We start from the raw sequence: 22,690 nt of genomic DNA, 5'->3' as shown, positions 1-22,690 counted from the left end.
GCGAGGGTGTTCATGCCGCGCTCGAGCCCGCGGCGTGCCTCCTCGTTGAACGCGATCATCTTCGCCATGGGGGTGTTGTCCTCCGATTGGGATGACACGTGAGTCTTTCGTCGAGCGCGACGCCCGCGACGGACGACCGACAACCCTGCGCCGATCTCATCTGCTCGACAACTGGCACTCTACCGTGTCGAGTGCTAGTCCGGTTCTAGCACTCGCCGAATGCGAGTGCAAGCGCGCCCGGCGGGGTCGGCGTCCTCCTGATCGGGCACGATGCACCTGTGGCGAGCTCTCCGAGAACGGTCGAGGACCATCGTGCGGTCGTCGCGGCACTGCTGCCGCGGCCCGTTGCGGAGCAGGTGCCGCTCGCCGGCGCCCGGGGCCGGGTGCTGGCGGCCGACCTCGTCGCCGCCGTGGCGCTCCCGTCGTTCGACAACTCCGCGATGGACGGTTACGCGGTCCGGGCTGCGGAGGTGGCAGGCGCCTCCGCGGACGCGCCGCTCGAGTTCGTGGTGGCGGCCGACATCCCCGCCGGGCGCACCGACGTCCCACCGCTCGAGCCCGGCACCGTCCACCGGATCATGACCGGTGCGCTGATGCCGGCGGGCGCGGACGCCATCGTGCAGGTGGAGCTCACCGACGGAGGCGCCGAGAAGGTCCGCATCAGCGGTGCCCCGGCGCCCGGCACCCACGTCCGGCGAGCGGGAGAGGACGTCGTCACCGGCGACATCGTGCTCCCGGCCGGGGTGGTGCTGGGCGCCGCGCAGATCGGCCTGGCCGCCGCGGTCGGAGCGGCCGAGGTGCCGGTCTTCCGGCGGCCCGTCGTGCTCGTGCTCTCCACCGGTTCGGAGCTGGTGGCCCCCGGCTCGCCCCTGCTGCCCGGTCAGATCTACGAGTCGAACGGGCCGATGCTCGCCGCCGCCGTCGAGGACGCGGGCGGGCTGGCGGAGCTGCTGCGGTTCGTCCCCGATGACGAGGAGCAGTTCCTCGCGACGCTGCGCGAGCGGGTCGAGCACGGCGGCGTCGACCTGATCCTCACCTCCGGTGGGGTGAGCGCCGGCGCCTATGAGGTGGTCAAGGACGCCTTCACCGGACGCGGCGTGGAGTTCGTCAAGGTCGCGATGCAGCCGGGTGGGCCGCAGGGCGCCGGTAGGGTCGCCGAGCTCGGCGGGGTCGCCGTGGTCACGCTGCCCGGCAACCCGGTGAGCTCGCAGGTCTCGTTCGAGGTGTTCGTGCGGCCCGCGCTGCTGCGGATGCAGGGCCATCCGCACCCGGATCGGCCGGTCGTGACGGCTACGCTCGGTCACGCTCTCACGTCACCGCTCGGCCGCCGCCAGTTCCGCCGCGGCGTGCTCGACGCCGTGGCGGGCACGGTCGGGGAGATCGGCACCCCGGCATCGCACCGGCTCGGGTCGATGGCCAGGTCGGACTGCTTGTTCGTCGTGCCGGAGGACGTCACGGAGCTGCCGGTGGGCACCCGGATGGACGTCTGGCTGATCGAAGTGTGATCCGTCCGGGCTATCGTGGTGTACGTCACACTCTTCACATGCAACACTGGACGCTCTCGGAGCGTCTTCACTGGTGAGCGCTCGGCCGATCGGTGCTGATAGTGGGGTTCTTTACCCGCGATCTGGACGATCGATCGCACAACCAGGAATACTTTCCGAGTGATGGGGGTATCACCCATCACATCGCAAAGACCTACCGCCCGTCGCTGGGGAGCGGACGAGCGGTTCCACGGCCGGGGTCGTCGTCTCGGGGGATGACGGCCCCGGCCCTTTGCGTATCCGGCCGCCGTTGCGCACGGCGCCGTGATCACTGTCCGTTTCTCGCGTACCGTAGCCGCCGCCACGTGGCCCGTCCGGGCCGCCGCGTCGGAGGAGCGGAACCGCCCCCATGTCGGACCAGTCCCGGGAGACCCCTTCCGGAATCTCCCACGAGGGATTCTCGCTCTCCCACGTCGCAGGGCTCGTGCGGGCCGCCATCCCACCCATGCACCCCGGCGGCAGGCCGCTCGTCGCCGGTGTGGCCTTGGCAGCGGGTCTGATCCGCGCCGTCACGGGGCGCGGCACCATGGCAGGCGTGCTCGCCACCGCGGCCACCGCAGCGTTCTTCCGCTCCCCGGTGCGGGTGGCGCCGCCGCTCACGGGGGTCGCGCTCGCCGCCGCCGACGGCACCGTGGCCACCATCTCCGACGTGGTACCGCCACCGGAGCTGGACCTGCCGCGCGTGCCGTCCCCGCGGGTCAGCGTCTTCCTCTCCGTTCTCGACGTGCACGTCCAGCGCATTCCGGCCGATGGCCACGTGCTCGCCGTCGAGTACCGGCCCGGCAAGTTCCTGTCGGCGGACCTGGACAAGGCGAGCGAGGACAACGAGCGCAGCGCCCTGCTGCTGGAGACCACCTCCGGGGTGCGGCTGGGCGTCGTCCAGATCGCCGGGCTGCTGGCCCGCCGGATCGTCTGCGACGTGGCGGCGGGTGACGAGGTGGCCGCGGGGGAGACCTACGGCCTCATCCGGTTCGGCTCGCGCGTCGACACCTACCTGCCACCGGGCTCGCAGGTCACCGTGGCCGTCGGCCAGCGGACGATCGGCGGCGAGACGGTGCTCGCGCGCCTTCCCGAGGCCGGCGAACCGAGGCGCAGCTGATGCCCGTCCCTCCCACCTACGCCGCGGGCATCCGGCTGCTGCCCAACGCCGTCACGGTGCTCGCGCTGTGTGCCGGGCTCTCGTCGGTGTACTTCGCGCTGAGCCACAACTTCGCGTGGTGCGTCGCCGCCACCGGCGTCGCCGCACTGTGCGATGCGCTCGACGGCCGCCTCGCCCGCCTGCTGGACGCCAGCAGCCGGATCGGTGCCGAGCTCGACTCGCTGTCGGACCTCGTCTCCTTCGGGGTCGCGCCCGCGCTCGTCATCTACATCTGGGCACTGGAGGGCAGCCGCTTCGGCTGGGCCGTGGCGCTGATCTTCGCCGTGTGCATGGCGCTGCGGCTGGCCCGCTTCAACACGCTGCTCGACGTCGAGGACGAGGTCCCCTACGCCAAGGAGTTCTTCGTCGGGGTGCCCGCGCCCGCGGCCGCGCTGCTGGCGGGCATCCCGCTCTACGTCACCCTGCACTTCGGCCCTGGCTGGTGGTCCGACCAGGTGTTGGTGGGGCTGTGGGCGCTGGTCACCGCCGGGCTGATGGTCAGCAGGCTGCCGACGCTGTCGTTCAAGACCGTGCGGGTCTCCCAGCGGTTCATCGCGCCGCTGCTGGTGCTCGTCGGGATCGCGGCCGCCGTGCTGATCACCGCGCCGTTCCTCGGGCTGGCGGTGGTGGCCGTCGGCTACCTCCTGACCGTGCCGTACACGATCCACCGACACCGCTGGCTCGGCAGGCACCCGGAGGCGTGGAACGTCCCCGTCCGCCAGCGCCGGGAAGTGGCGAGGGCCGCGCGTTCGGCGCGCCGGCTCGGGCTGCGCCCGCCGCTGCGTCGCGGTGTCGCCGGGCGGGCCAGCGCGGTGGCGCGCGCCGTGCGGCGCTTCGGTGACGACGCCGGTGGCGCCGTGCAGCGGGCACGTGGTGGCAACGGCAGCACCCGCGGCGGCAATGGCGCGCAGGCACCCGGACCGGCCCCGCAACCGCGCGGCAACAGGCTGCGGCTGGGGCTGCGCCGGGGCAACCGCCGCTGATCGCTGCCGGGCCGGATAGCGTGGCCGCCGTGGATCCCACGATCACCCTCGTCGCCCGTCTCGCCGCCTCCGCCGCCGACTCCCGGCGCGGTGTCGTCCGCCTGCACCCCGAGGTGATCGACGCGCTGGGCCTGCGCTCGTGGGACGCGGTGACGCTGACCGGGGCCAGGGTCACCACGGCGCTCGTCGCGCCCGGTGAGCACCCGCCCGGCCAGGCCACCCTCGACGACGTCACGCTGTCGAACGCCGGCCTCTCCGACGGGTCGTCGGTCGTGATCACCCCGGCCGACGTGGCCCCGGCGCGCCACGTGCGCGTGACCGGGTCCCGTCTCGCCCGCGCCATGCTCTCCCCGGAGACGGTGCGCCTCGCGTTGCTCGGCAAGGTCGTGACCGGCGGTGATGCGGTCTCGCTGCTCCCGCAGGACGTGGAGCCGGCGCCCGGGTCCAACGCGCCCGCCGCCAAGCAGCAGGTGTCCGTCGCATTGGGCGGCGCCTGGACCACCGAGCTGCTCACCGTGTCGCTGGTGGAGCCGGCAGGCGCCGTCGCGGTGCGTCCGAGCACGGTGGTGGGGTGGGAGGGCGGCGCCACCACCGGCAACGACGCGGCGACGGTGACCGTGGCCGCTCCGGCCGCGGCCGCGGTTCCCCGTGTTCCGTTCGCTGCTGCCGTGGTGTCCGCCGAGCCCGTCGTCGCGATCGACGACCTGGTGGGCAACGCCGACTCCGCGCGCAGGCTCGTCGAGTGGCTCGACCTCGCGTTCGGCCGCCCGGAGCTGCTCGCCCGGTTGGGTGGCAGTGCTCATCTCGGGGTGCTGCTGGCCGGGCCGGAGGGTGTCGGGAAGCTGACGCTGGCGCGCAGCGCGGCCGCCGCCGTCGAGGCGAACTGCGTGGAGCTCGTGGCGCCGGGCATCGCTGCCATCGAGCCCGCCGCGGCAGCCCAGCGCGTGCACGACGCCATCGGCGCGGCCCGCACCGCGGCGCTGGGTGGCACCCGGACACTGCTCGTCGTCACCGACATCGAGGCGCTCCTGCCCGCCGCGACCCCGACGCCGCTGGGCACCCTCGTCCTGGACGCGCTGCGGGCCGCGCTGGCCACCCCGGCGTTCGGGCTGGTGGCCACCACGGCCGAACCCGAGTCCGTCGACCCGCGGCTGCGCGCCCCCGACCTGATCGACCGCGAGCTCGGGCTCGCGCTGCCCGACCTGCGGATCCGCACCGAGCTGCTGCGCAGGCTGCTCACCACCGTGCCGCTCGCGGACGGCGTCGACCTCAAGGCCGTGGCGGAACGCGCGCCCGGGTTCGTCGTCGCCGACCTCGTCGCCGTGCGCCGGGAGGCGGCGGTGCAGGCCGCGCTGCGCCACCACGGCGACGGCGACCCGCGCATCGCCCAGCAGGACCTGCTCGACGCCGTCGGGTCCGTCCGGCCGATCTCGATGTCGTCGTCGGACACGCTGCAGACCGGCGGGCTGACCCTCGACGACGTGGGTGACATGGTCGAGGTCAAGCAGGCGCTCACCGAGGCGGTGCTGTGGCCGCTGCAGTACCCCGACTCGTTCGCGCGGCTCGGTGTCGCGGCACCGCGCGGCGTGCTGGTCTACGGGCCGCCCGGCTGCGGCAAGACGTTCCTGCTCCGCGCGCTCGCGGGCAGCGGGCAGCTCAACGTCATCTCCGTGAAGGGCGCGGAGCTGCTCGACAAGTACGTGGGGGAGTCGGAGCGGGCGGTGCGTGAGCTGTTCCGCAAGGCGTCCGACGCGGCACCCTCGCTGATCTTCCTCGACGAGGTCGACGCGCTCGCGCCGCGGCGCGGCCAGTCGTCGGACTCGGGGGTGGCCGACCGTGTCGTCGCGGCGCTGCTCACCGAGCTCGACGGTGCGCAGCCGCTGCGCGACGTCATCGTGGTCGGTGCCACCAACCGTCCTGAGCTGATCGACCCGGCGCTGCTGCGCCCGGGACGGCTGGAGCGCCTCGTCTACGTGCCGCCGCCGGACGCGGCCGCGCGGGCGGAGATCCTGCGGGCGGCCGGGCGCAACACGCCGCTGGCCGACGACGTCGACCTCGACGCGCTGGGCGCGGAGCTGGAGGGCTACTCGGCCGCCGACTGCGCGGCCGTGCTGCGGGAGGCGGCGCTCACGGCGATGCGGGAGTCCCTCGACGCCGCGTGCGTCACCGGTGCGCACATCGCCGCCGCGCGAGCCGCGGTGCCGGCCTCACTGGACCCGGAGCAGCTCGCCCAGCTGCAGGCCTACGCCGACCGCCGCCCGTAACGCTGCGCAGGGTGGTCAGAGGTCGCGGGCCAGCAGCCAGCGGCCGTCGTCCATGCTGCCGATCCGCGTCCAGCCGCGGCTGGTGTAGAGCCGCTGGGCCGCGAGTGCCTCCGGGTGGCAGATCAGCGCTCCCGTCGGGGCGGGTGAGCCGCTGATGAGGACGTCGTGCACGAGCCTGCCCAGCCCGCGGCCGTGCGCGGCGGGTGCCACGGCCACCTCGATGACCTCGAGGCACTCTGGGCCCAGCCAGCGGTCGGCGTCCGCGACGCTCAGCCTGCCGGCGACCTGGTCACGCCACCACTGCCCGGGGCGCGCCAGCACGGCCATCGCCAACGCCAGCAGCGTGTCACCGTCCTGCACGGTGACGAACCGGAACCCGGCGCGCTCGCGCGCATGCCGTTGCACCTGCTCGCCGAATCCCGCGGCCTGCTCGGCCGTCTCGAAGTAGGGCGCTCCGCCGAACGCCGCCCCGTAGAGCGCGACGGCGTCGGCGAGCAGTTCGGGCGCAGGAGCGGTATCGGTCAGCGTGGTGCGCACCGACCCGACGTCACCGGCCCTGGAAGTTGTTGGTCACGATCACGATCAGGCCGGGGCTCGCCTCGGTCAGCCCCTCGAAGCGCGGCTCGACCCGCATGCCGAACTGGCCGCCGAGAGCGGTGGCAGCGGCCTGCTCGTCGGTGCCGGGCCGGTAGTAGACGGTGGTGGTGGGGATGATGCCCTGCGGGTAGTTGGCCACCTGCTCCACCGGCCAGCCCGCGGCGCGGAAGTCGTCGGCGGCACGAGCGGCGAGCCCGCTGATGGTGCTGTTGTTGTAGACCCGCACCGGGGCGCGCGTGAACGAGCCGTCGTTGCCGCCCGCGGCAGGCGCCGGCGCCGATGTGGTGGTGGGCGGCGCGGCGATCGCGTTGGTGGGCGTCGGGCCGAAGGACGGCACGGGGACGGCGGCGTCACCCGTCGGCGCGGGCGCTGCGGCGGGGGGCGGTTGGTCGGCGGGGGCCGCGGCGGTGCTGGTAGCGGCCGGCGCGGCGACGCCGGGAGCACCGCCGCTGGTGGCCAGCGTGCCGAGCCCGACGAGGCCGGCGATGACGCCGACGCCGATCAAGGCAAGACCGCCGATCCTCAGCGGTGAGGACCCTCCGGACGGAGCAGGTGCGGTCACGGTTGCCTCCTGGGCGGAACCCGGTCAGTGAACGGGCGAAGTGTCGATCATGGTGCCCTCACCAGGGTTCGATGCCCAGCCGACGCGCCGCACGGGTGCGCTGCCTGCTGGTGCGCAGCCGCCGCAGCCGCTTGATGAGCAGCGGGTCGGCCGCGAGGGCTTCCGGCTTGTCGACGAGCGCGTTGAGCACCTGGTAGTACCGGGTGGCGGACATGTCGAACAGCTCGCGGATGGCCTGTTCCTTGGCGCCCGCGTACTTCCACCACTGCCCCTCGAACGCCAGGATCTCGCGCTCGCGACGGTCCAGCACGTGACCACCGGCCTCGGTTGCTGACACCCCGCTGGTCTCGGTGGCGGACTCCATCGCACTCCTCGCGGCCTTGCACGTCCATCGAATAACACGCCTGTCATTCGAGGCGATATTGAACCACGGTCGACCGGCCGGGACCGGGCAGGGACGCGCCACCCACAGGGGTGTGTTTCTGCACCGACGAGGGCACGGCCTACGCTCGAAAACGTGGCCGTCCGTCCCATTCGCATTATCGGCGATCCCGTCCTGCACACCCCGACCCGCCCCGTCGAGACGTTCGACGGCGAGCTGAAAGCCCTGGTCGTCGACATGTTCGACACCATGGCGGCCGCCGAGGGCGTCGGGCTCGCCGCGAACCAGGTGGGCGTCGACCTCCGCCTGTTCGTGTACGACTGCCCCGACGAGCAGATCCGGGCCAACGTCCGGGGCGTCGTCATCAACCCCGTGCTCGAGACCTCCGAGCGTCCGGAGACCATGCCCGACCCCGATGACGACGACGAGGGCTGCCTGTCGGTGCCCGCCGAGGTCTTTCCGACCGGGCGTGCGGACTGGGCGCGCGTCACCGGCGTCGACCTCGACGGCACGCCGGTGGTCGTCGAGGGCCACGGGTTCCTGGCCCGCTGCCTGCAGCACGAGACAGACCACCTCGACGGCATCATCTACGTCGACCGGCTGGTCGGACGCAACCTGCGGGCGGCGCGCAAGGCCGTCCGGCGCAACGGCTGGGGTGTGCCCGGCCTGGAGTGGGACCCGTCCACGCAGCAGGCCGAGGACGTCTGAAACCGGCGTACCGTTGTACTCCTGTAAGTGTGTAATTGGCTGCAGGAGGCCGTCGTGGACGAACTCGACTCCTACTCCCGCACGGTCAGCGCCGTTGCTGCCGAGCTGACGCGCAAGGTCGCCGCGGTCCGCATGGGCCGCGGCAGCGGATCGGCTGTCGTCGTCAACGGCGACGGCGTGCTCGTCACCAACGCGCACGTGGTGGGCGACGCCCGCCGCGGCCGCGCCGACTTCGTCGACGGCACGCAGGTGCAGGTCGAGGTGGTGGGCACCGACCCGCTCTCCGACCTGGCCGTCCTGCGCGCAGCCGACCCGTCCGAGCTGCCCGAACCGGTGCGCCTCGGCGACGCCGACGAGCTCGTCGTGGGGCAGCTCGTGGTGGCCGTCGGCAACCCCCTCGGTCTCGCGGGCTCGGTCACCGCGGGCGTCGTGAGCGCGCTGGGCCGGGCCCTGCCCACCCGCAGCGGCAGCGCCGGCCGGGTCGTCGAGGACGTCATCCAGACCGACGCCGCGCTCAACCCCGGCAACTCCGGCGGAGCGCTGGCCGACGCGACCGGCCGGGTGGTCGGTATCAACACCGCCGTCGCCGGGGTCGGGCTCGGGCTCGCGGTGCCCGTCAACGCCACCACCCGCCGGATCGTGGCCGCGCTGCTCGCCGACGGGCGGGTGCGCCGCGCCTACCTGGGTGTGGTCGGCACCCCGGCACCGGTCCCGGCGTCCGTGGCCGATCGCTACGGCAGGCGCAACGGGCTGCGGCTGGCCGAGGTGATCGGGGGCAGCCCCGCCGCCGAGGCCGGGCTGCGGGCCGGTGACCTCGTGCTCGACGTCGGGCGCAACCCGGTGCACGACGCCCAGGGCATCCAGCGGCAGCTGTTCGGCGATGCCATCGGGGTGCCGCTGCCGGTGACGGTATTGCGCAACGGGGCGATGGTGGACGTGATCGCGATGCCGACGGAGCTGGGGTAGCCGGGGGCTTGCAGGAAAGCCACTTTCCCGCAACGTCGTTGCAGCAAAGTGGCTTTCCTGCAACGGGCGAGGGTTCCGGGCGCTACCGCACCAGCCCGTGCTCCCACGCGTAGGCCGCGATCTCCACCCGGTTGCGGGCCCCGAGCTTGCCCTGCACGTTGGTGAGGTGCGTCTTCACCGTGGACAGCGACACGAACAGCTCCGCCGCGATCTCCGCGTTGGTGCGGCCCCTGGCCACCGAGCGCACCACGTCGAGCTCGCGGGGCGACAGCGGGTCGGGCAGGGCCGGACGGCCGGTGGGACGCGCCGCGAGGTGCTGCAGCAGCCGCACGGTGATCGACGGTGACACCAGCGCGTCGCCGTTGGCGGCGGCCCGCACGGCCTCCACGAGCAGCCGCGGCCCGGCGTCCTTGAGCAGGAACCCGCACGCACCTGCGCGCAGCGCGCCGTAGACGTACTCGTCGAGGTCGAACGTGGTGACCACGACGATCCGCGGCGGTTCCGCGTCGGCCATCAGCGCGCGGGTGGCCTCCAGTCCGTCGAGCTCGGGCATCCGGATGTCCATCAGCACGACGTCCGGGCGCAGCCTGCGGGCCAGCGTCACGGCGTCGACGCCGGTGCCGGCCTCGCCCACCACCTCGACGCCGTCCTCCGCGGTGAGGATCAGCCGGAAGCCGGTGCGGACCATCTCCTGGTCGTCGGCCAGCAGCACGCGGATCACCGGCGCACCTGCAGCGGGATGCGCGCGGCCACGGTCCACACGCCCGGCTGCGTGGGCCCGGCCGTCAGCTGGCCGTCCAGCGCCGCCACCCGCTCGGCCATGCCGGCGAGCCCGAACCCGCCCGTGCCGCCCCGCGGTCGGCCCGGCACCGCCGGCACCCCGTCGTTGCGCACCGTGACCAGCAGCGTCGCCTCGCGCAGCCGCACATCCACCTCCACGTTCGCCACCTCCGGCGCGTGCCGGCGGACGTTGGTGAGAGCTTCCTGCACGACGCGGTACCCGGTGGCGGCGACCCCGGCGGGGAGCACCGCGTGCTCCAGACCCGGGTCGATCAGCAGCCGGACGAGGCGGGAGTCCGGGTCGAAGCGCTGCACGAGCGTGGGCAGCTCGCCCAGCTCGGCGCCGGGGGTGCGGGCGCCGTCGGAGTCCTGGCCGCGCAGCACGCCGACCATCCGGCGCATCGCCGAGAGCGCGTCGGTGCCGGCCACCTCGATGGCGGCCAGCGCCCGGTCGACGTCGTCGGGCGACTTGCGGGCGACCACCGCCGCGGCCTGCGCGGCGACGACGATGCCGGTGACGTGGTGGGCGACCACGTCGTGCAGCTCGCGGGCCAGCTCCATGCGCTCCGCGGACCGGACGTCGTCGAGCGTGGCCCGGCGGCGCGTCTCGATCTCCCGCAGCGCGAGCCCGATGGCGACGGCACCGCCCCAGCCCAGCGCCGACAGGACGCCGAGGACCTCGTAGGTGGAGTCGCCGACGCGGGCGATCGGTGATCCGACGATCGCGATGGCGGCCGCGCCCGTCAGCAGCAGCGCGGTGCGCATCTCGGAGCGGCGCAGCACGGCGATCACCAGCAGCGCCAGCGCGAGCTGCTCGGTGAACGACATCTCGGTGAACGTCGAGTAGCCGAACAGCAGGTTCAGCCGCGGGTCCAGCGTGGTGGCCGCCGCGAACGCGGAGAACAGCAGCGACGTGCCGATGGCGATCGGCGCGATCCGTGCGACGTCGGTGTTCTGCCGCCAGCGCAGCAGCGCGATGGCGGCGACGGCCGCACCCGCGACGAGCCCGAGCACGGATCCGCCTCCGACGGCGGCGACCACGTCGATCAGGTACCAGAAGCCGTAGCCGAGCAGCTCGATGACCAGCCCGTAGCGCCGCCGCACCCAGCGGAGCATGTCGATCACGTGACCAGCGTAGATGCCGGCGGAAGCACCTCACCCTCGGCCGGAAGTACGACCGGTGGTTGCTGCGTTCGGTCCTCCGGCCGAGGTACGGGCACCCGCCGGCACGAGAGCGTTGCTGCCATGACGGAACTGATCGCGCAGGTGCTCAGCACCTCGGCCTGGATCGCCGGGGTGCTCGTGCTGGTCGTGATGGCGGCACTGCCGCTGATGGAGCTCTTCGCCCAAGGCCGCCGCCACCCGGAAGCCGGGCGATGACGGCGGTCGGCCCCGTGCCCGTGCTGCGCGGCGTCGGGCTCACCCACCGCTACGGCGCCACCACGGTGCTGCACGGCGCGGAGATCGTGGTGCACCGCGGCGAGGTCGTCGCCGTGACCGGGCCGTCCGGCTCCGGCAAGTCGACGCTGCTGCACTGCCTGGCGGGCGTGCTCACACCGTCGGAGGGTGAGGTCTGGCTCGGGCCCGACCGCATCGACGGCTGGTCGGAGTCGCGCCGTACCGCGCTGCGCGGTGCCCGGCTCGGGTTCGTCTTCCAGTTCGGCCAGTTGCTGCCGGAGCTGCCTGCCGTCGAGAACGTGGCACTGCCGCTGATGCTCGGCGGGATGCGCCGCGCCGAGGCCGTCGCGAAGGCGGCCCCGTGGTTCACGGTGCTCGGGCTCGGCGGGCTCGAGGAGCGCCGGCCGGGGCAGCTGTCGGGTGGTCAGGAGCAGCGCGTCGCGATTGCCCGCGCGCTGGTGACCGAGCCCGAGGTCGTCTTCGCCGACGAGCCGACCGGGGCGCTCGACACCGACACCGGCAACCATCTGATGGACCTGCTGACCGGGCTGGTCGCGCGCACGGGTGCCGGGCTCGTCGTCGTCACCCACGACGCGGAGGTGGCGGCGCGCTGCCACCGCACCGTCGAGCTGCGGGACGGGCGCACGGCCCAGGTCGGGGTCTCGCCGCACCCGTTCGCGCCGGTCGCCCGATGACGGGGATCGTCCGCACGGCCGCGCTGAGCCTGCGCCTGCTGCGACTGGGGGGACGGCGGGCGTGGCTGAGCGCCGGGCTGGTGGGCGCGGGCGTCGCCGTCGGCACGATGCTGCTGGCCGTGGCGCTCGGAGCGTTGCACGGCTGGGACGAGCGGCAGGTCCGGACGGGCTGGCGCGCCGAGACCGGGCTGTCCGCGTCGGACGCACCCGCGGTGGCGAGGGTCCGGGTGACGACCGACCGGGCCGCCGGCCGGGCCCTGCAGATCGTCGACCTCGCCGCGACGAGCCCGACCGCGCCACCGCCGCCGGGGCTCGCCCGGATGCCCGCGCCGGGCGAGGTGTGGGTGTCACCCGCGCTCGCCACGCTGCTGAAGGAGCTGCCGGCCGATCGGCTCGCCGCGCGCTTCCCGGCCGCTCCGACGGGAACGATCACCGACGCGGGCCTCGTCGACAGCGACGAGCTCGTCGCGATCATCGGACGCGCCGGGCCGGTGCCCGGCGCGGTGCCCGTGAGCGGCTTCGGGGTGCCGGACGGCGTCGGCACGATCGAGATCTACCGCCAGCTCACCTACGTGGCCGCGGCGCTGCTCATCTTCCCGGTGATCAGCCTGCTCGGGGCCTCGGCACGGCTGACGGCGGCCCGCCGCACCGAACGCCTGGCGACGCTGCGGCTGCTCGGCGCCTCCACCGGTCAGGTCACGGTCGTCGCGGTCACCGAGGTCACGGCCGTCGCCGCCGCGGCCGCGATCGTCGGGCTCGCGGCCCAGTGGCTGCTGGCCCCCGCGCTCAGCCTGATCCAGCTCGGCGGTTCGGGCTGGTACGCCGACGACCTGCGCCCGCCACCGCTGGTCGCGCTCGGCATCGTCGCCGGGGTCACCCTGCTCGCGCTGCTGGCCGCGATCGGCGGCATGCGGCAGGTCGTGGTCGGGCCGCTCGGCGTCATGCGGCGCCAGCGCCCGGGGTCGGCACGCCTGTTGCGGCTGCTCGCGATCGTGGCAGGGCTCGTCGTGTTCACGATGGCCAACTCGCTGCGCAGCGCCGGGCCGGCCGCGTTCGCCGGGCTGATCTTCGCCGTCGGCGTGCTGGCCATGTTCGCCACGGTGTCGCTGATCGGGCCGCTGATCGTCCGGCTGATCGGGGTGGCGCTGACCCGCACCGCGCGCTCGCCCGCCCGGCTGGTGGCGGGCCGCAGGCTGCTCGACGACCCGCGCGCCGCGTTCCGCCCGCTCGCCGGCCTGACGCTGGCCGTGTTCGTGGCGGGGTTCCTGGCCCCGCTGATGGCCGTGGTGGCCGGCGCAGGCGGCTCCGACGACACGACACTGCACCTCTCGACGCGCCGCGGCCAACCGCCCGTGACCACCGCGGACGTGTCCGCGCGCCTCGACGCGATGGGCATCGCCGCGCAGGTGACCCCTGCCGACCCGGGCGTCGACATCTTGCCGGTGGCCGGGGTCGAGCGCGACCGCGTCCGCACGGCGCTCGCCGGGATCGCGGCCGGGTCGGCGGTGCTCACCGAGGCCGAGCAGGGTGCGACCGCGAGCGTGCTGCCCGGCGATCTGGCGCGCGGTGCGTTCATCGTCCTGATCGGAACGTTCCTGATCGCCGCGACCTCGGCCGGCACGTCCTCGGCCGCGCGGGTGCTCGACCAGCGCCGCACGCTGCGCAGGCTGCGGCTGGCCGGGGTGCCGCTGCGCGTGCTCGACGCCGCCCGGCGGGCCGAGACGATCCGCCCGCTGCTGGTGCTCGGCGGCATCGCGCTGGTGCTCGGCATGGTGTGCGCGTCGCCGTTCGCCGCGGTCTCGTCGGCGCTCGCGCCTTCGGGCCTGCTCGTGCTCGCCGGCGTGCTCGGTGGCGGCGTGGCGCTGGTGATCGCGGCGTCCGCGGCCAGCCGGCCGCTGCTGCGTTCGGTGACCACCCGAGCCGACGACGACTGACCGCCCGTTCCCCGCTCCCCACTCACGAAGGAGACAACGCGATGACGCATGCCCGCAGGGCTGCCGCCCAGGCTCTCGATCTCGTCAAGGTCTACGGACGCGGCGATGCCGCCGTCCACGCGCTCGACGGGGTGAGCCTCGCGATCCCGGCAGGCCGGTTCACCGCGATCATGGGGCCGTCCGGATCCGGCAAGTCCACGCTCATGCACCTGCTCGCCGGGCTCGACACGGCCACGTCCGGAACGGTGCTTCTCGGCGACACCGACCTCAGCACCAGCAGCGATGCCGAGCTCACCGCCGTGCGGCGCGACCGCATCGGCTTCGTCTTCCAGTCCTTCAACCTGCTGCCGCAGCTCACCGCCGAGCAGAACATCGAGCTGCCGTCGCGGCTGGCCGGGCGCGCCCCGGACGCGCAGTGGCGCGCGAACCTGATCGGCATGCTGGGGCTGGGCGACCGGTTGGGGCACCGTCCCGCCGAGCTGTCCGGTGGGCAGCAGCAGCGGGTCGCGCTGGCCAGGGCCCTGCTCGGGCGCCCGGACGTGGTATTCGCCGACGAGCCCACCGGCAACCTGGACACCGCCAGCGGCCAGGAGGTGCTCGGCCTGCTGCACCGCAGCGTCCGCGATCTCGGCCAGACGGTCGTCATGGTCACCCACGACGCCGTGGCCGCCTCGTGGGCCCACGAGGTCGTGCTGCTGCGCGACGGGCGGCTGGCAGGCGGCATCGTCGACCCGCGCCCCGACACGGTGCTCGCCGCGATGGCCTCGCTCACCGCGCCCGCGGCGGCCAGGGCGTGATCGGCCCGACGGCCGGGGCACTGCTGACCGAGACCCGCCGCCGCCCCGGCCGGCTGGTGCTGACCGGGCTGGCGATCACCGTGGCCACCGTGTTCGCCGCCGGCACCATGCTGCTGAGCGAGACGCTGCGGGCCTACCTGACCGACGGCAGCAGCGTGACGCCGGTGGCCGCCGCGGTGGCCGTGGTACCCCATGGCGGCGCCGCGGGCGAGCTCGTGGCCCGCGCGGCCGGCATCGACGGCGTCGCGCAGGCCGTCGGTGTCTGGCAGGACTTCGCGACGGTCACGGGCGCCGGTGCCGGCACGAGCTGGATGGTGGTCTCGGACCCGATGCGGGGGCCGCTGACCCGGCTGCCCGCGCCTCCCACCGCTGGCCGGTTGCCGGCGGCGGCGGACGAGGTGGCTATCAGCGCGGCCACCGCCGCCCGGATCCGGATCGCGCCCGGTGCCACGCTGACCGTGGCGACTCCGGCGGGCGCCCGGATCGTCACGGTCACGGGGGTCGTCGCGCCGTCGAAGGAACCACCGGTCGACACGCTCCTCGCCACCCCGGAGGCGGTCGCCGGTTTCGGCGGGCACCTCGAACAGGTGGATCTGACCGCGCGGCCGGGCGTCGCGCCTGCCACCCTGCTCGAAGCGGTGCGCGCGACGCTGGGGACCGACGCGTCCGTGCAGACGGGCGCACAGCGCCGTGACGCCGAAGCGGCCGACGCCTCGGCGTCGGTGAGCGCGGTGGTGGCCGGGATCGGCGTGTTCGCCGGGCTCGCCGTCGTCGCCGCGATCGTGGTGGTGGCCTCGACGTTCCGGATCGTGCTGACGCAGCGGCGCACCCAGCTGGCGCTGCTGCGCTGCGTCGGGGCGGCGCGTGGGCAGGTGACGCGGGCCGTGCTCGCCGAGGCCGTCGTGACGGGGTTCGTCGCGGGCGTCATCGGGATCGCCATCGCGGTGCTCGGCGGGTACGGCGTCGTCGCGGTGCTGCCGGTCACCGGGGTCTCGCTGGTGATCTGGTGGCCGGGGGTCGTGGGTTGCCTGCTGCTGGCGGTGCTGGCGACCGTGGTGGCCGCGGTCGCTCCGGCGCTCGCCGCCGGCCGGATCCCGCCGGTCGCGGCGCTCGGCTCGGCCGGGGCGGGGGAGAGCGGCGCGCCCCGAAGGGGGCGGCGGATCGGGGTTGCCGGGGTGCTCGCGGCCGCGGCGGCCGCGCTGGCCTGGGCGGGGGTCGGCGGCGCGCTGGGCACGTCGATCGTGGGGACGATGGTGGTCGCGGTCTCCGGGCTGGTCGCGTTCGCCGCACTGGTGGCGATCGGCCCGCTGCTGGTGCGCGGGCTGGCCACGACGATCGGTCGCGGCATCGCGGCCATCGGTGGCGGTCCCGGCCGGCTGGCCGTGGCCAACGCGACCGACGTGCCGCGCCGCACGGCGGCCACGATCTCCGTGCTGGCGCTGGGCGCCGGGCTGACGTCGGCCCTGCTGGTGGCGCTGGCCTCGGTCGGGGCGTCGAGCGCGGCCAGCATCGCCGAGAACTTCCCGTCCGACATCGTGATCGGCACGGACGGCGCGGCCTCGGCCGCGTCGATCGCCGCGCGGCTGGCAGGCGATCCCCGGCTGGTGGTGCGGGCGGCGGGCTCGTCCGTGCTGGTGGACCCGGCGCCGGGCGTGCCGGAGGGCGTCGCGCGTGACGCCGTCGGCCCGGGTGTCGCCGGGGAGCCGAACGTACTCGTGCAGTACGCGGGTGACGCCCGCGCGGAGCTCGAGACGACGATCGGGGTGGCCGGGCTGATCGGGTTCGGCCTGGTCGGCATGACCGCGCTGGTCGCGATCGTGGGTGTCGGTGTGACGCTGATGCTGTCGATCACCGAGCGGACCCGGGAGACCGGCCTGCTGCGCGCCATCGGGCTCGGCCGTGGCGGGGTGCGGGCGATGGTGGCCTGGGAGGCGGCGCTGAGCGGTGCCGGTGCCGCCGTGCTCGGCGCCGTGCTCGGGTCGGCCTACGGGGTGCTGGCCGTCCGGACGCTCGGGCTGGGCAGCACCACCGTCGCCGTTCCGGGGTGGTCGCTCGCCGGGCTGGTGGTGGGTGTCGTGGCGGTGGCGGTGCTGGCGGCGCTGATCCCGGCCGTGCGGGCGGGACGGGTGGCGCCGATCCGGGCGCTGCAGGACGCCTGAGGCAGCCGGACGGTCAGACCAGGAGTCGACTGCAGGTCGACGTCCATGTCCGGGATCGGCTGCACGCCGGAACCGTGCCACGCAGCGCAGACCAAACCGCCGCGCGCACGTCGGACGTGGGCGCGGCGGTTTCGGCGGTGGGACTCAGGCGGAGGCCGGCTCCAGCACGAAGACGGGGATCTGCCGGTCGGTCTTGGTCTGGTAGTTGGCGTACTCGGGATAGGCGGCGACGGCGCGCTCCCACCACGCCGCCTTCTCGTCGCCGCTGACCTCGCGGGCGACGAGGTCCTGCGTGACGCTGCCGTCCTGCAGTTCGACGTGGGGGTCGGCCGTGACGTTGTGGTACCAGACCGGGTGCTTCGGTGCTCCACCCAGCGAGGCGACGATGGCGTAGGTGCCGTCGTGCTCCACCCGCATCAGCGGCACCTTGCGCAGTTTGCCGGTCTTGGCGCCGCGGGTGGTCAGCAGGATCACCGGCCGGTCCATGATCAGGACACCGTCGGTCGTGCCGTTCTTGAGAATCGTCTCGGTCTGCTCGCGCACCCAGCCGGTGGGGCTGAGCTCGATTTCACCGTCCAAAGCCATGTTGCGAGCAACACCCGGCGGCCCGCGGATCTTCCCGGTGCGACACCATCGGGTTGACACGGGAGCTCGGGCGGATCGGGCTGAGAGGGTGGCTGATGCCACCGACCGTCGAACCAGCCGGGTAATGCCGGTTGTCGGGAGGACATGATGGTCGAGCGCACGATCGGGACGACCCCACCCCGGGTGATGACGATCGCGGGCACCGACTCGGGTGGCGGCGCGGGTGTCACGGCCGACCTGCGGGCGTTCGCCGCGTGCGGGGTGCACGGCTGCGTCGCGGTGACGGCGGTCACGGTGCAGAACTCGGTGAGCGTCTCCGCGGTGCACACCATCCCGCCGGAGACGGTCGCGGCGCAGATCGAGACGGTGGCCACCGACATCGGCCTGGACGCGGTCAAGACCGGGATGCTCGCCACCACCGCGATCATCGAGGCCATCGTCGGGGCCTGCGACCGGGTGGGGATCGGGTCCGGGGGGCGCACCCCGTTCGTCGTCGACCCGGTGGCTGCCTCGATGGGTGGCGACCCGTTGCTCGCCGACGACGCGCTCGACGCGTACCGCACGCAACTGTTCCCCCGCGCCACGGTGATCACCCCCAACCTCGACGAGGTGCGGCTGCTGATCGGCCTGGACGTCCACGACCGCAAGGCCCAGTACGAGGCGGCCCGCGCGCTGCACGCGCTGGGGCCGAAGTACGTGCTGGTCAAGGGCGGGCACCTGAAGGAGGACGTCGACGTCTGCGTCGACCTGCTCTTCGACGGCGAGACGTTCACCGAGTTCCCCGGCCCGCGGTTCTCCACGGGCAACACCCACGGCAGCGGCGACAACATGGCGTCGGCGATCGCGTCGGGGCTGGCCAAGGGCCTCGACGCGCGCGCGGCCACCGCCTTCGCGAAGGCCTACCTGGTGCAGGCCGTGCGCTGGTCCTACCCGCTCGGCGCCGGCCACGGCCCGGTCTCGACGCAGTGGGCGATGCCGGGCTGGTGGAACAAGATCGAGAGCTGAGTACGCCATCGGAAGTCAGGGCTACCCTGGTGACCATGGCCGAGTCCCGGATCGGCGCCGACGACGGCTCCACGCTGCCGTTCACGGCGGTCGCCACCACCACCTGCTCGATCGCGCGCACCGCGGAGATCATCGGGCAGCCGTGGATGCTGGTGGTGCTGCGCGACCTCGCCCACGGCGTGAGCCGGTTCGACCACCTGATCACCCACATCGGGATCGCTCCGGCCGTGCTGAGCAGGCGGTTGCGCACGCTCGTCGACGCCGGTCTCGTGGATCGGGTGGCCTACCGCGAGGTGGGCCACCGGACGCGTCACGAGTACGTCCTCACCACCACCGGACGGCAACTGGGCCAGATCCTGCTCGCCGCCAAGACCTTCGGCGACGAGCACCTCGCCGGCGCCGCAGGCCCGCCCGTGCACGCCGAGCACGCCGGCTGCGGCGGCACCGTCACATCCCGGGCCGTGTGCAGCCACGGTCACGTGCTCACCGCGGGCGATCGGGTCGACGAGCGCGTCGGACCCGGAGCGCTCCTGCCGGGGTCATGAGGCGGGGATCGCGCGCCGCTCGGCCGGCGACATAGTGTGGCGTGCAATGAACGATCGTTCGAGCAGCAGCGAGGCTATTGCATGAGCATCATGGGGACGCGAGTCAAACGCGTCGAGGATCCGGTGTTCCTGTCCCGCGGGGCCACCTACACCGATGACCTGGTCGACGAGCGGCTGACCGGAGCGCTGCACCTGACGCTGGTCCGCTCGCCCGTCGCACACGGGCTGATCACCGCGGTGGACGTCACCGGAGCCAAGGAGGCCCCCGGCGTCGCCGACGTCGTGGTCGGCTCCGACATCGAACTGCCTGCGGTGAAGCTGTTCCCCGCCGCCCCGGACGGCATGGAGCGCGGCTGGCTGGCCACCGACAAGGTGCGCTTCGTCGGCGAGCCGGTGGCAGCCGTGCTCACCGAGGAGGCCTACCAGGGCCAGGACGCCGCCGACCTCGTCGAGATCGACTACGACCCGCTGCCCGCGGTCATCGACCTCAAGGCCGCGCTGTCGGACGAGGTGCTGCTGTTCGAGAAGGCCGGCACCAACCTCACGATCGCGATGGGCAGCGAGGACGACTTCGACCCGCACCTGTTCGACGACTGCGAGGTCGTCATCACCCAGGAGATGGTGAACCAGCGCGTGGCCGCCGCGTCGCTGGAGACGCGCGCCGCGGCCGCGGTCTGGGGCGACGACGGCAGGCTCACGATCTGGTGCTCCACCCAGAACGCGCAGTCGGCACGTGACGAGATCGCCGGCTGGCTCGGGATCGACGCCTCCCTGATCCACCTGATCACGCCGGACGTCGGCGGCGGGTTCGGCGCCAAGATCGGGGCGGACCCGGAGTTCCTGCTGGTCGCGTGGCTCGCCAAGCGCACCGGCCGTCCGGTCAAGTGGACCGAGAGCCGCTCGGAGAACATGACCGGGATGGTGCAGGGCCGCGCCCAGCTCCAGACGGTGACGATCGGCGGCAACCGCAACGGCGACGTGCTGGCCTACCGGCTCGACGTCATCGCCGACGCAGGCGCGTACCCGCGGCTGGGCATGATCCTGCCGATGTTCACGCGCATGATGGCGCCCGCCGTCTACGACATCCCCAAGGTCGAGTCGCGCGCCCGGGCCGTCGTCACCACCACCACGTCCACCGGCGCCTACCGCGGCGCGGGGCGACCGGAGGCCACCGCGGCGATGGAGCGGGCCATGGACCTGTTCGCCGTCGAGATCGGCATGGACGTGGCCGAGGTGCGCAGGCGCAACGTCGTGGCGCCGGACAGGTTCCCGTTCACCACCAAGGGCGGTGCGGTCTACGACTCCGGCGAGTACGCCAAGGCCATCGACTCGGTGCTCAACGCGTCCGGGTACACGGAGCTGCGGGCCGAGCAGGCCGCCCGGCGCGAGAGCGGCGCCGCCCAGCAGCTGGGCATCGGCGTCTCGGCCTACGTCGAGATCACCGGGGGTGGGGCCTTCGCCGAGGACGCCTCGGTCGAGGTGCACCCCGACGGCTCCGTCACGGTGCTGACCGGCACGTCACCGCACGGTCAGGGCCACGCCACGGCGTGGGCGATGCTCGCGAGCGAGCACCTCGGCATCCCGGTCGACCGGATCACGGTCAAGCACGGTGACACCGACCTGATCCCGCGTGGTGCCGGCACGATGGGCTCGCGCAGCCTGCAGACCGGCGGCGTCGCGGTCTACCAGGCGGCGGGCGAGCTCGTGGAGCTCGCCAAGCAGCGCGCGGCCGACATCCTCGAGGCCAACATCGACGACCTGGAGGTCGTCGACGGCTCGGTGAAGGTCAAGGGCACCGACTCGGGCATCGAGCTCGCCGCGCTGGCCGAGCGCGAGCAGCTGCGCGTCGACACGGTGTTCGACAGCGGCGCGCCCAGTTTCCCGTTCGGCGCTCACGTCGCCGTCGTCGAGCTCGACATCGAGACCGGCCGGGCCGTGGTGGACCGCATCATCACCGTCGACGACGCCGGGCCGGTGCTCAACCCGCTGCTCGCCGAGGGGCAACGCCACGGCGGCATCGCGCAGGGCATCGCGCAGGCGCTGTTCGAGGAGGTCGTCTACGACGAGGACGGCAACCCGCTGACGGCCACGTTCGCCGACTACGCGTTCCCGTCGGCGGCCGAGCTGCCCAGCTTCACGCTGATGGACATGGCCACGCCCACGCCGCTGAACCCGATCGGGGCCAAGGGGATCGGCGAGGCCGGCACCATCGGCGCCACCCCTGCGGTGCAGAGCGCGGTGATCGATGCCGTGTCGTACCTCGGCGTCCGCCACATCGACATGCCGACCAGCCCGCTGCGGGTCTGGAACGCCATCAACAGCGCCACGGGAGGTGCCGAATGACCGAGAAGGTCCAGATCGCCGTCAACGGGGCGGACACCGCCGCCGACGTCGAACCCCGGCTGCTGCTCGCGCACTACCTGCGCGACGTGCTCGGGTTCAAGGCCACCAACATCGGATGCGACACCACATCCTGCGGTGCATGCACCGTGCTGCTCGACGGCGAGTCGGTGAAGTCGTGCACCGTGCTGGCCGTGCAGGCCGACGGCCGGTCCGTCACGACGATGGAGGGCCTGTCGCCCGACGCCGAGCACCTGCACCCGGTGGCCGCCGCCTTCCACAGCGAGCACGGGCTGCAGTGCGGCTTCTGCACGCCGGGCATGATCATGGCAACGGTGAGCCTGCTCGAGGAGAACCCGACCCCGTCCGAGCGGGAGATCCGCGAGGGGCTCGAGGGCAACCTGTGCCGCTGCACGGGTTACCACAACATCGTCCGCGCCGTGCAGGTCGCGAGCGGGCAGACCGCCGGGAGCGGCGCATGATCCCCGTCGAGTTCTCCTACGCCCGGCCGGACTCGGTGGACGGCGCGCTCGCGCTGCTCGCCGAGCACGGTGAGGACGCCAAGATCATGGCAGGCGGCCACTCGCTGCTGCCGGTGATGAAGCTGCGGCTGGCCACCCCCGAGATGATCATCGACATCGGCCGCCTCACCGAGATCGACTACATCCGGCTCGACGGCGACGAGGTCGCGATCGGTGCCGGCACCCGGCACCGCACGGTCGCGTCGTCGACGTTGCTGGCCAAGGAGTCGCCGCTGCTGCCGGCCGTCGCGCGCACGGTCGGGGACCCGCAGGTGCGCCACCGCGGCACGCTGGGCGGCTCGCTCGCACACGCCGACCCGGCGTCCGACCTCCCGGCCGCGGTGCTCGCGCTGGGCGGCACGATCGTGCTGCGCGGGCGCAACGGCACCCGCAGCGTCCCGATCACGGAGTTCTACACCGGCGTCTTCAGCACGGTCATGGAACCCGACGAGCTGATCGTCGAGATCCGGGTGCCGCGCACGGGTACGGCGGGCTTCGCGTACGAGAAGTTCGTGCGCCGGGCCAACGACTGGGCGATCGTCGCGGTGGCCGTCGTCGACGGCCGGGTCGGACTCGTCAACATGGGCGGCACGCCGCTGCGGGCGTCGGCCACCGAGGCCGCGCTGGCCGACGGGGCGTCGATCCCGGAGGCCGCCGCGCTGGCCGACCAGGGCACCGAGCCGAGCTCGGACCTGACGGCGACGGCCGACTACCGCAGGCACCTGGCCCGGGTGCTGACCCGCCGGGCGCTCACCACGGCCGCGGGAGGCTGATCGGCGCCCCGCGC

Annotated in this window: 22 protein-coding genes; 16 read left to right on the top strand and 6 right to left on the bottom strand. The window is 73.7% G+C overall.

The window, feature by feature from the left end; translation table 11 throughout:
* Positions 1-278 precede the first annotated feature (278 nt).
* The 4 genes from glp (at position 279) to ACFPFQ_RS28830 (ending at position 5,929) form a co-directional block, all read left to right on the top strand.
* Positions 279-1,505, top strand: a complete 1,227-nt coding sequence (glp, locus tag ACFPFQ_RS28845) for a gephyrin-like molybdotransferase Glp (protein WP_379624363.1) — start codon at positions 279-281, stop codon at positions 1,503-1,505.
* A 388-nt stretch (positions 1,506-1,893) separates the two neighbouring features.
* Positions 1,894-2,643 (top strand): phosphatidylserine decarboxylase, encoded by a 750-nt coding sequence (locus ACFPFQ_RS28840; protein WP_379624362.1) that lies wholly within the window; start codon positions 1,894-1,896, stop codon positions 2,641-2,643.
* Positions 2,643-3,665, top strand: coding sequence for a CDP-diacylglycerol--serine O-phosphatidyltransferase (gene pssA, locus ACFPFQ_RS28835; RefSeq protein ID WP_379624360.1), 1,023 nt, complete (start codon positions 2,643-2,645; stop codon positions 3,663-3,665). Before ACFPFQ_RS28840 ends, pssA begins: the two co-directional genes overlap by 1 nt.
* A 29-nt stretch (positions 3,666-3,694) precedes the next feature.
* Positions 3,695-5,929, top strand: a complete 2,235-nt coding sequence (locus tag ACFPFQ_RS28830) for an AAA family ATPase (RefSeq protein WP_379624358.1) — start codon at positions 3,695-3,697, stop codon at positions 5,927-5,929.
* A 15-nt stretch (positions 5,930-5,944) separates the two neighbouring features.
* On the opposite strand, the gene ACFPFQ_RS28825 is transcribed toward ACFPFQ_RS28830, so the two are convergent.
* The 3 genes from ACFPFQ_RS28825 to ACFPFQ_RS28815 are packed head-to-tail and all read right to left on the bottom strand — an operon-like array spanning position 5,945 to position 7,452.
* Complete coding sequence (locus ACFPFQ_RS28825; RefSeq protein WP_379624356.1) at positions 5,945-6,466, bottom strand: GNAT family N-acetyltransferase; 522 nt, start codon at positions 6,464-6,466, stop codon at positions 5,945-5,947.
* 10 nt (positions 6,467-6,476) lie between these two features.
* On the bottom strand, positions 6,477-7,088 hold the full coding sequence (locus ACFPFQ_RS28820; protein ID WP_379624354.1) for a LytR C-terminal domain-containing protein: 612 nt from the start codon (positions 7,086-7,088) through the stop codon (positions 6,477-6,479).
* A 58-nt stretch (positions 7,089-7,146) separates the two neighbouring features.
* Positions 7,147-7,452, bottom strand: a complete 306-nt coding sequence (locus ACFPFQ_RS28815) for a DUF3263 domain-containing protein (protein ID WP_379624352.1) — start codon at positions 7,450-7,452, stop codon at positions 7,147-7,149.
* A 153-nt stretch (positions 7,453-7,605) separates the two neighbouring features.
* Here ACFPFQ_RS28815 and ACFPFQ_RS28810 point away from each other — a divergent pair, with 153 nt between their 5' ends.
* On the top strand, positions 7,606-8,178 hold the full coding sequence (locus tag ACFPFQ_RS28810) for a peptide deformylase (RefSeq protein WP_379624350.1): 573 nt from the start codon (positions 7,606-7,608) through the stop codon (positions 8,176-8,178).
* 54 nt (positions 8,179-8,232) lie between these two features.
* Complete coding sequence (locus ACFPFQ_RS28805) at positions 8,233-9,144, top strand: S1C family serine protease (RefSeq protein WP_379624348.1); 912 nt, start codon at positions 8,233-8,235, stop codon at positions 9,142-9,144.
* 82 nt (positions 9,145-9,226) lie between these two features.
* Here ACFPFQ_RS28805 and ACFPFQ_RS28800 read toward each other — a convergent pair whose 3' ends face one another.
* Together ACFPFQ_RS28800 and ACFPFQ_RS28795 are read right to left on the bottom strand one after the other, a co-directional pair.
* Entirely contained in the window at positions 9,227-9,865 is a 639-nt protein-coding gene (locus tag ACFPFQ_RS28800; RefSeq protein WP_379624346.1) for a response regulator, read from the bottom strand.
* Positions 9,862-11,040, bottom strand: coding sequence for a sensor histidine kinase (locus ACFPFQ_RS28795; protein WP_379624377.1), 1,179 nt, complete (start codon positions 11,038-11,040; stop codon positions 9,862-9,864). Before ACFPFQ_RS28795 ends, ACFPFQ_RS28800 begins: the two co-directional genes overlap by 4 nt.
* Before the next feature lie 129 nt (positions 11,041-11,169).
* Here ACFPFQ_RS28795 and ACFPFQ_RS28790 point away from each other — a divergent pair, with 129 nt between their 5' ends.
* The 5 genes from ACFPFQ_RS28790 to ACFPFQ_RS28770 are packed head-to-tail and all read left to right on the top strand — an operon-like array spanning position 11,170 to position 16,907.
* Entirely contained in the window at positions 11,170-11,304 is a 135-nt protein-coding gene (locus ACFPFQ_RS28790; RefSeq protein ID WP_379624344.1) for a hypothetical protein, read from the top strand.
* Positions 11,301-12,017 (top strand): ABC transporter ATP-binding protein, encoded by a 717-nt coding sequence (locus tag ACFPFQ_RS28785; protein ID WP_379624343.1) that lies wholly within the window; start codon positions 11,301-11,303, stop codon positions 12,015-12,017. The genes ACFPFQ_RS28790 and ACFPFQ_RS28785 overlap by 4 nt, the downstream gene beginning before the upstream one ends.
* Positions 12,014-13,951 (top strand): FtsX-like permease family protein, encoded by a 1,938-nt coding sequence (locus ACFPFQ_RS28780; protein WP_379624341.1) that lies wholly within the window; start codon positions 12,014-12,016, stop codon positions 13,949-13,951. The genes ACFPFQ_RS28785 and ACFPFQ_RS28780 overlap by 4 nt, the downstream gene beginning before the upstream one ends.
* A gap of 41 nt (positions 13,952-13,992) precedes the next feature.
* Entirely contained in the window at positions 13,993-14,748 is a 756-nt protein-coding gene (locus ACFPFQ_RS28775; protein WP_379624339.1) for an ABC transporter ATP-binding protein, read from the top strand.
* Entirely contained in the window at positions 14,745-16,907 is a 2,163-nt protein-coding gene (locus ACFPFQ_RS28770; protein ID WP_379624337.1) for an FtsX-like permease family protein, read from the top strand. The genes ACFPFQ_RS28775 and ACFPFQ_RS28770 overlap by 4 nt, the downstream gene beginning before the upstream one ends.
* A 144-nt stretch (positions 16,908-17,051) precedes the next feature.
* Here the strand turns inward: ACFPFQ_RS28770 and ACFPFQ_RS28765 are convergent, their stop codons facing one another.
* Positions 17,052-17,492 carry a nitroreductase family deazaflavin-dependent oxidoreductase gene (locus ACFPFQ_RS28765; RefSeq protein WP_379624335.1) on the bottom strand — a complete coding sequence of 147 codons (441 nt, stop codon included), beginning with the start codon at positions 17,490-17,492 and terminating at the stop codon, positions 17,052-17,054.
* A 147-nt stretch (positions 17,493-17,639) separates the two neighbouring features.
* Between ACFPFQ_RS28765 and thiD the strand changes: the two genes are divergently transcribed.
* From thiD to ACFPFQ_RS28740, 5 genes are all read left to right on the top strand, one after another.
* Positions 17,640-18,497, top strand: coding sequence for a bifunctional hydroxymethylpyrimidine kinase/phosphomethylpyrimidine kinase (gene thiD, locus ACFPFQ_RS28760; RefSeq protein WP_379624333.1), 858 nt, complete (start codon positions 17,640-17,642; stop codon positions 18,495-18,497).
* Positions 18,498-18,532: 35 nt separating this feature from the next.
* A complete protein-coding gene (locus tag ACFPFQ_RS28755) occupies positions 18,533-19,042 on the top strand; it encodes a winged helix-turn-helix transcriptional regulator (protein WP_379624331.1) in 510 nt (169 codons plus the stop codon).
* An 81-nt stretch (positions 19,043-19,123) separates the two neighbouring features.
* On the top strand, positions 19,124-21,385 hold the full coding sequence (locus tag ACFPFQ_RS28750) for a xanthine dehydrogenase family protein molybdopterin-binding subunit (protein WP_379624330.1): 2,262 nt from the start codon (positions 19,124-19,126) through the stop codon (positions 21,383-21,385).
* On the top strand, positions 21,382-21,864 hold the full coding sequence (locus tag ACFPFQ_RS28745) for a (2Fe-2S)-binding protein (RefSeq protein ID WP_379624328.1): 483 nt from the start codon (positions 21,382-21,384) through the stop codon (positions 21,862-21,864). The genes ACFPFQ_RS28750 and ACFPFQ_RS28745 overlap by 4 nt, the downstream gene beginning before the upstream one ends.
* Positions 21,861-22,676 carry an FAD binding domain-containing protein gene (locus ACFPFQ_RS28740; protein ID WP_379624326.1) on the top strand — a complete coding sequence of 272 codons (816 nt, stop codon included), beginning with the start codon at positions 21,861-21,863 and terminating at the stop codon, positions 22,674-22,676. Before ACFPFQ_RS28745 ends, ACFPFQ_RS28740 begins: the two co-directional genes overlap by 4 nt.
* Positions 22,677-22,690: the final 14 nt, after the last annotated feature.

It is taken from the genome of Pseudonocardia sp. GCM10023141 (genome assembly GCF_042653605.1).
This window is presented reverse-complemented; position numbering and strand designations above follow the sequence as displayed.

What these genes read in the sequence shown, in the direction of transcription:
- ACFPFQ_RS28795 (WP_379624377.1), bottom strand. Translation starts at nt 11,040, where the DNA reads ATGCTCCGCTGGGTGCGGCGGCGCTACGGGCTGGTCATCGAGCTGCTC.
- ACFPFQ_RS28780 (WP_379624341.1), top strand. Translation starts at nt 12,014, where the DNA reads ATGACGGGGATCGTCCGCACGGCCGCGCTGAGCCTGCGCCTGCTGCGA.
- ACFPFQ_RS28790 (WP_379624344.1), top strand. Translation starts at nt 11,170, where the DNA reads ATGACGGAACTGATCGCGCAGGTGCTCAGCACCTCGGCCTGGATCGCC.
- ACFPFQ_RS28840 (WP_379624362.1), top strand. Translation starts at nt 1,894, where the DNA reads ATGTCGGACCAGTCCCGGGAGACCCCTTCCGGAATCTCCCACGAGGGA.
- ACFPFQ_RS28775 (WP_379624339.1), top strand. Translation starts at nt 13,993, where the DNA reads ATGACGCATGCCCGCAGGGCTGCCGCCCAGGCTCTCGATCTCGTCAAG.
- thiD (WP_379624333.1), top strand. Translation starts at nt 17,640, where the DNA reads ATGGTCGAGCGCACGATCGGGACGACCCCACCCCGGGTGATGACGATC.
- ACFPFQ_RS28740 (WP_379624326.1), top strand. Translation starts at nt 21,861, where the DNA reads ATGATCCCCGTCGAGTTCTCCTACGCCCGGCCGGACTCGGTGGACGGC.
- ACFPFQ_RS28755 (WP_379624331.1), top strand. Translation starts at nt 18,533, where the DNA reads ATGGCCGAGTCCCGGATCGGCGCCGACGACGGCTCCACGCTGCCGTTC.
- pssA (WP_379624360.1), top strand. Translation starts at nt 2,643, where the DNA reads ATGCCCGTCCCTCCCACCTACGCCGCGGGCATCCGGCTGCTGCCCAAC.
- ACFPFQ_RS28765 (WP_379624335.1), bottom strand. Translation starts at nt 17,492, where the DNA reads ATGGCTTTGGACGGTGAAATCGAGCTCAGCCCCACCGGCTGGGTGCGC.
- ACFPFQ_RS28750 (WP_379624330.1), top strand. Translation starts at nt 19,124, where the DNA reads ATGAGCATCATGGGGACGCGAGTCAAACGCGTCGAGGATCCGGTGTTC.
- ACFPFQ_RS28745 (WP_379624328.1), top strand. Translation starts at nt 21,382, where the DNA reads ATGACCGAGAAGGTCCAGATCGCCGTCAACGGGGCGGACACCGCCGCC.
- ACFPFQ_RS28815 (WP_379624352.1), bottom strand. Translation starts at nt 7,452, where the DNA reads ATGGAGTCCGCCACCGAGACCAGCGGGGTGTCAGCAACCGAGGCCGGT.
- ACFPFQ_RS28785 (WP_379624343.1), top strand. Translation starts at nt 11,301, where the DNA reads ATGACGGCGGTCGGCCCCGTGCCCGTGCTGCGCGGCGTCGGGCTCACC.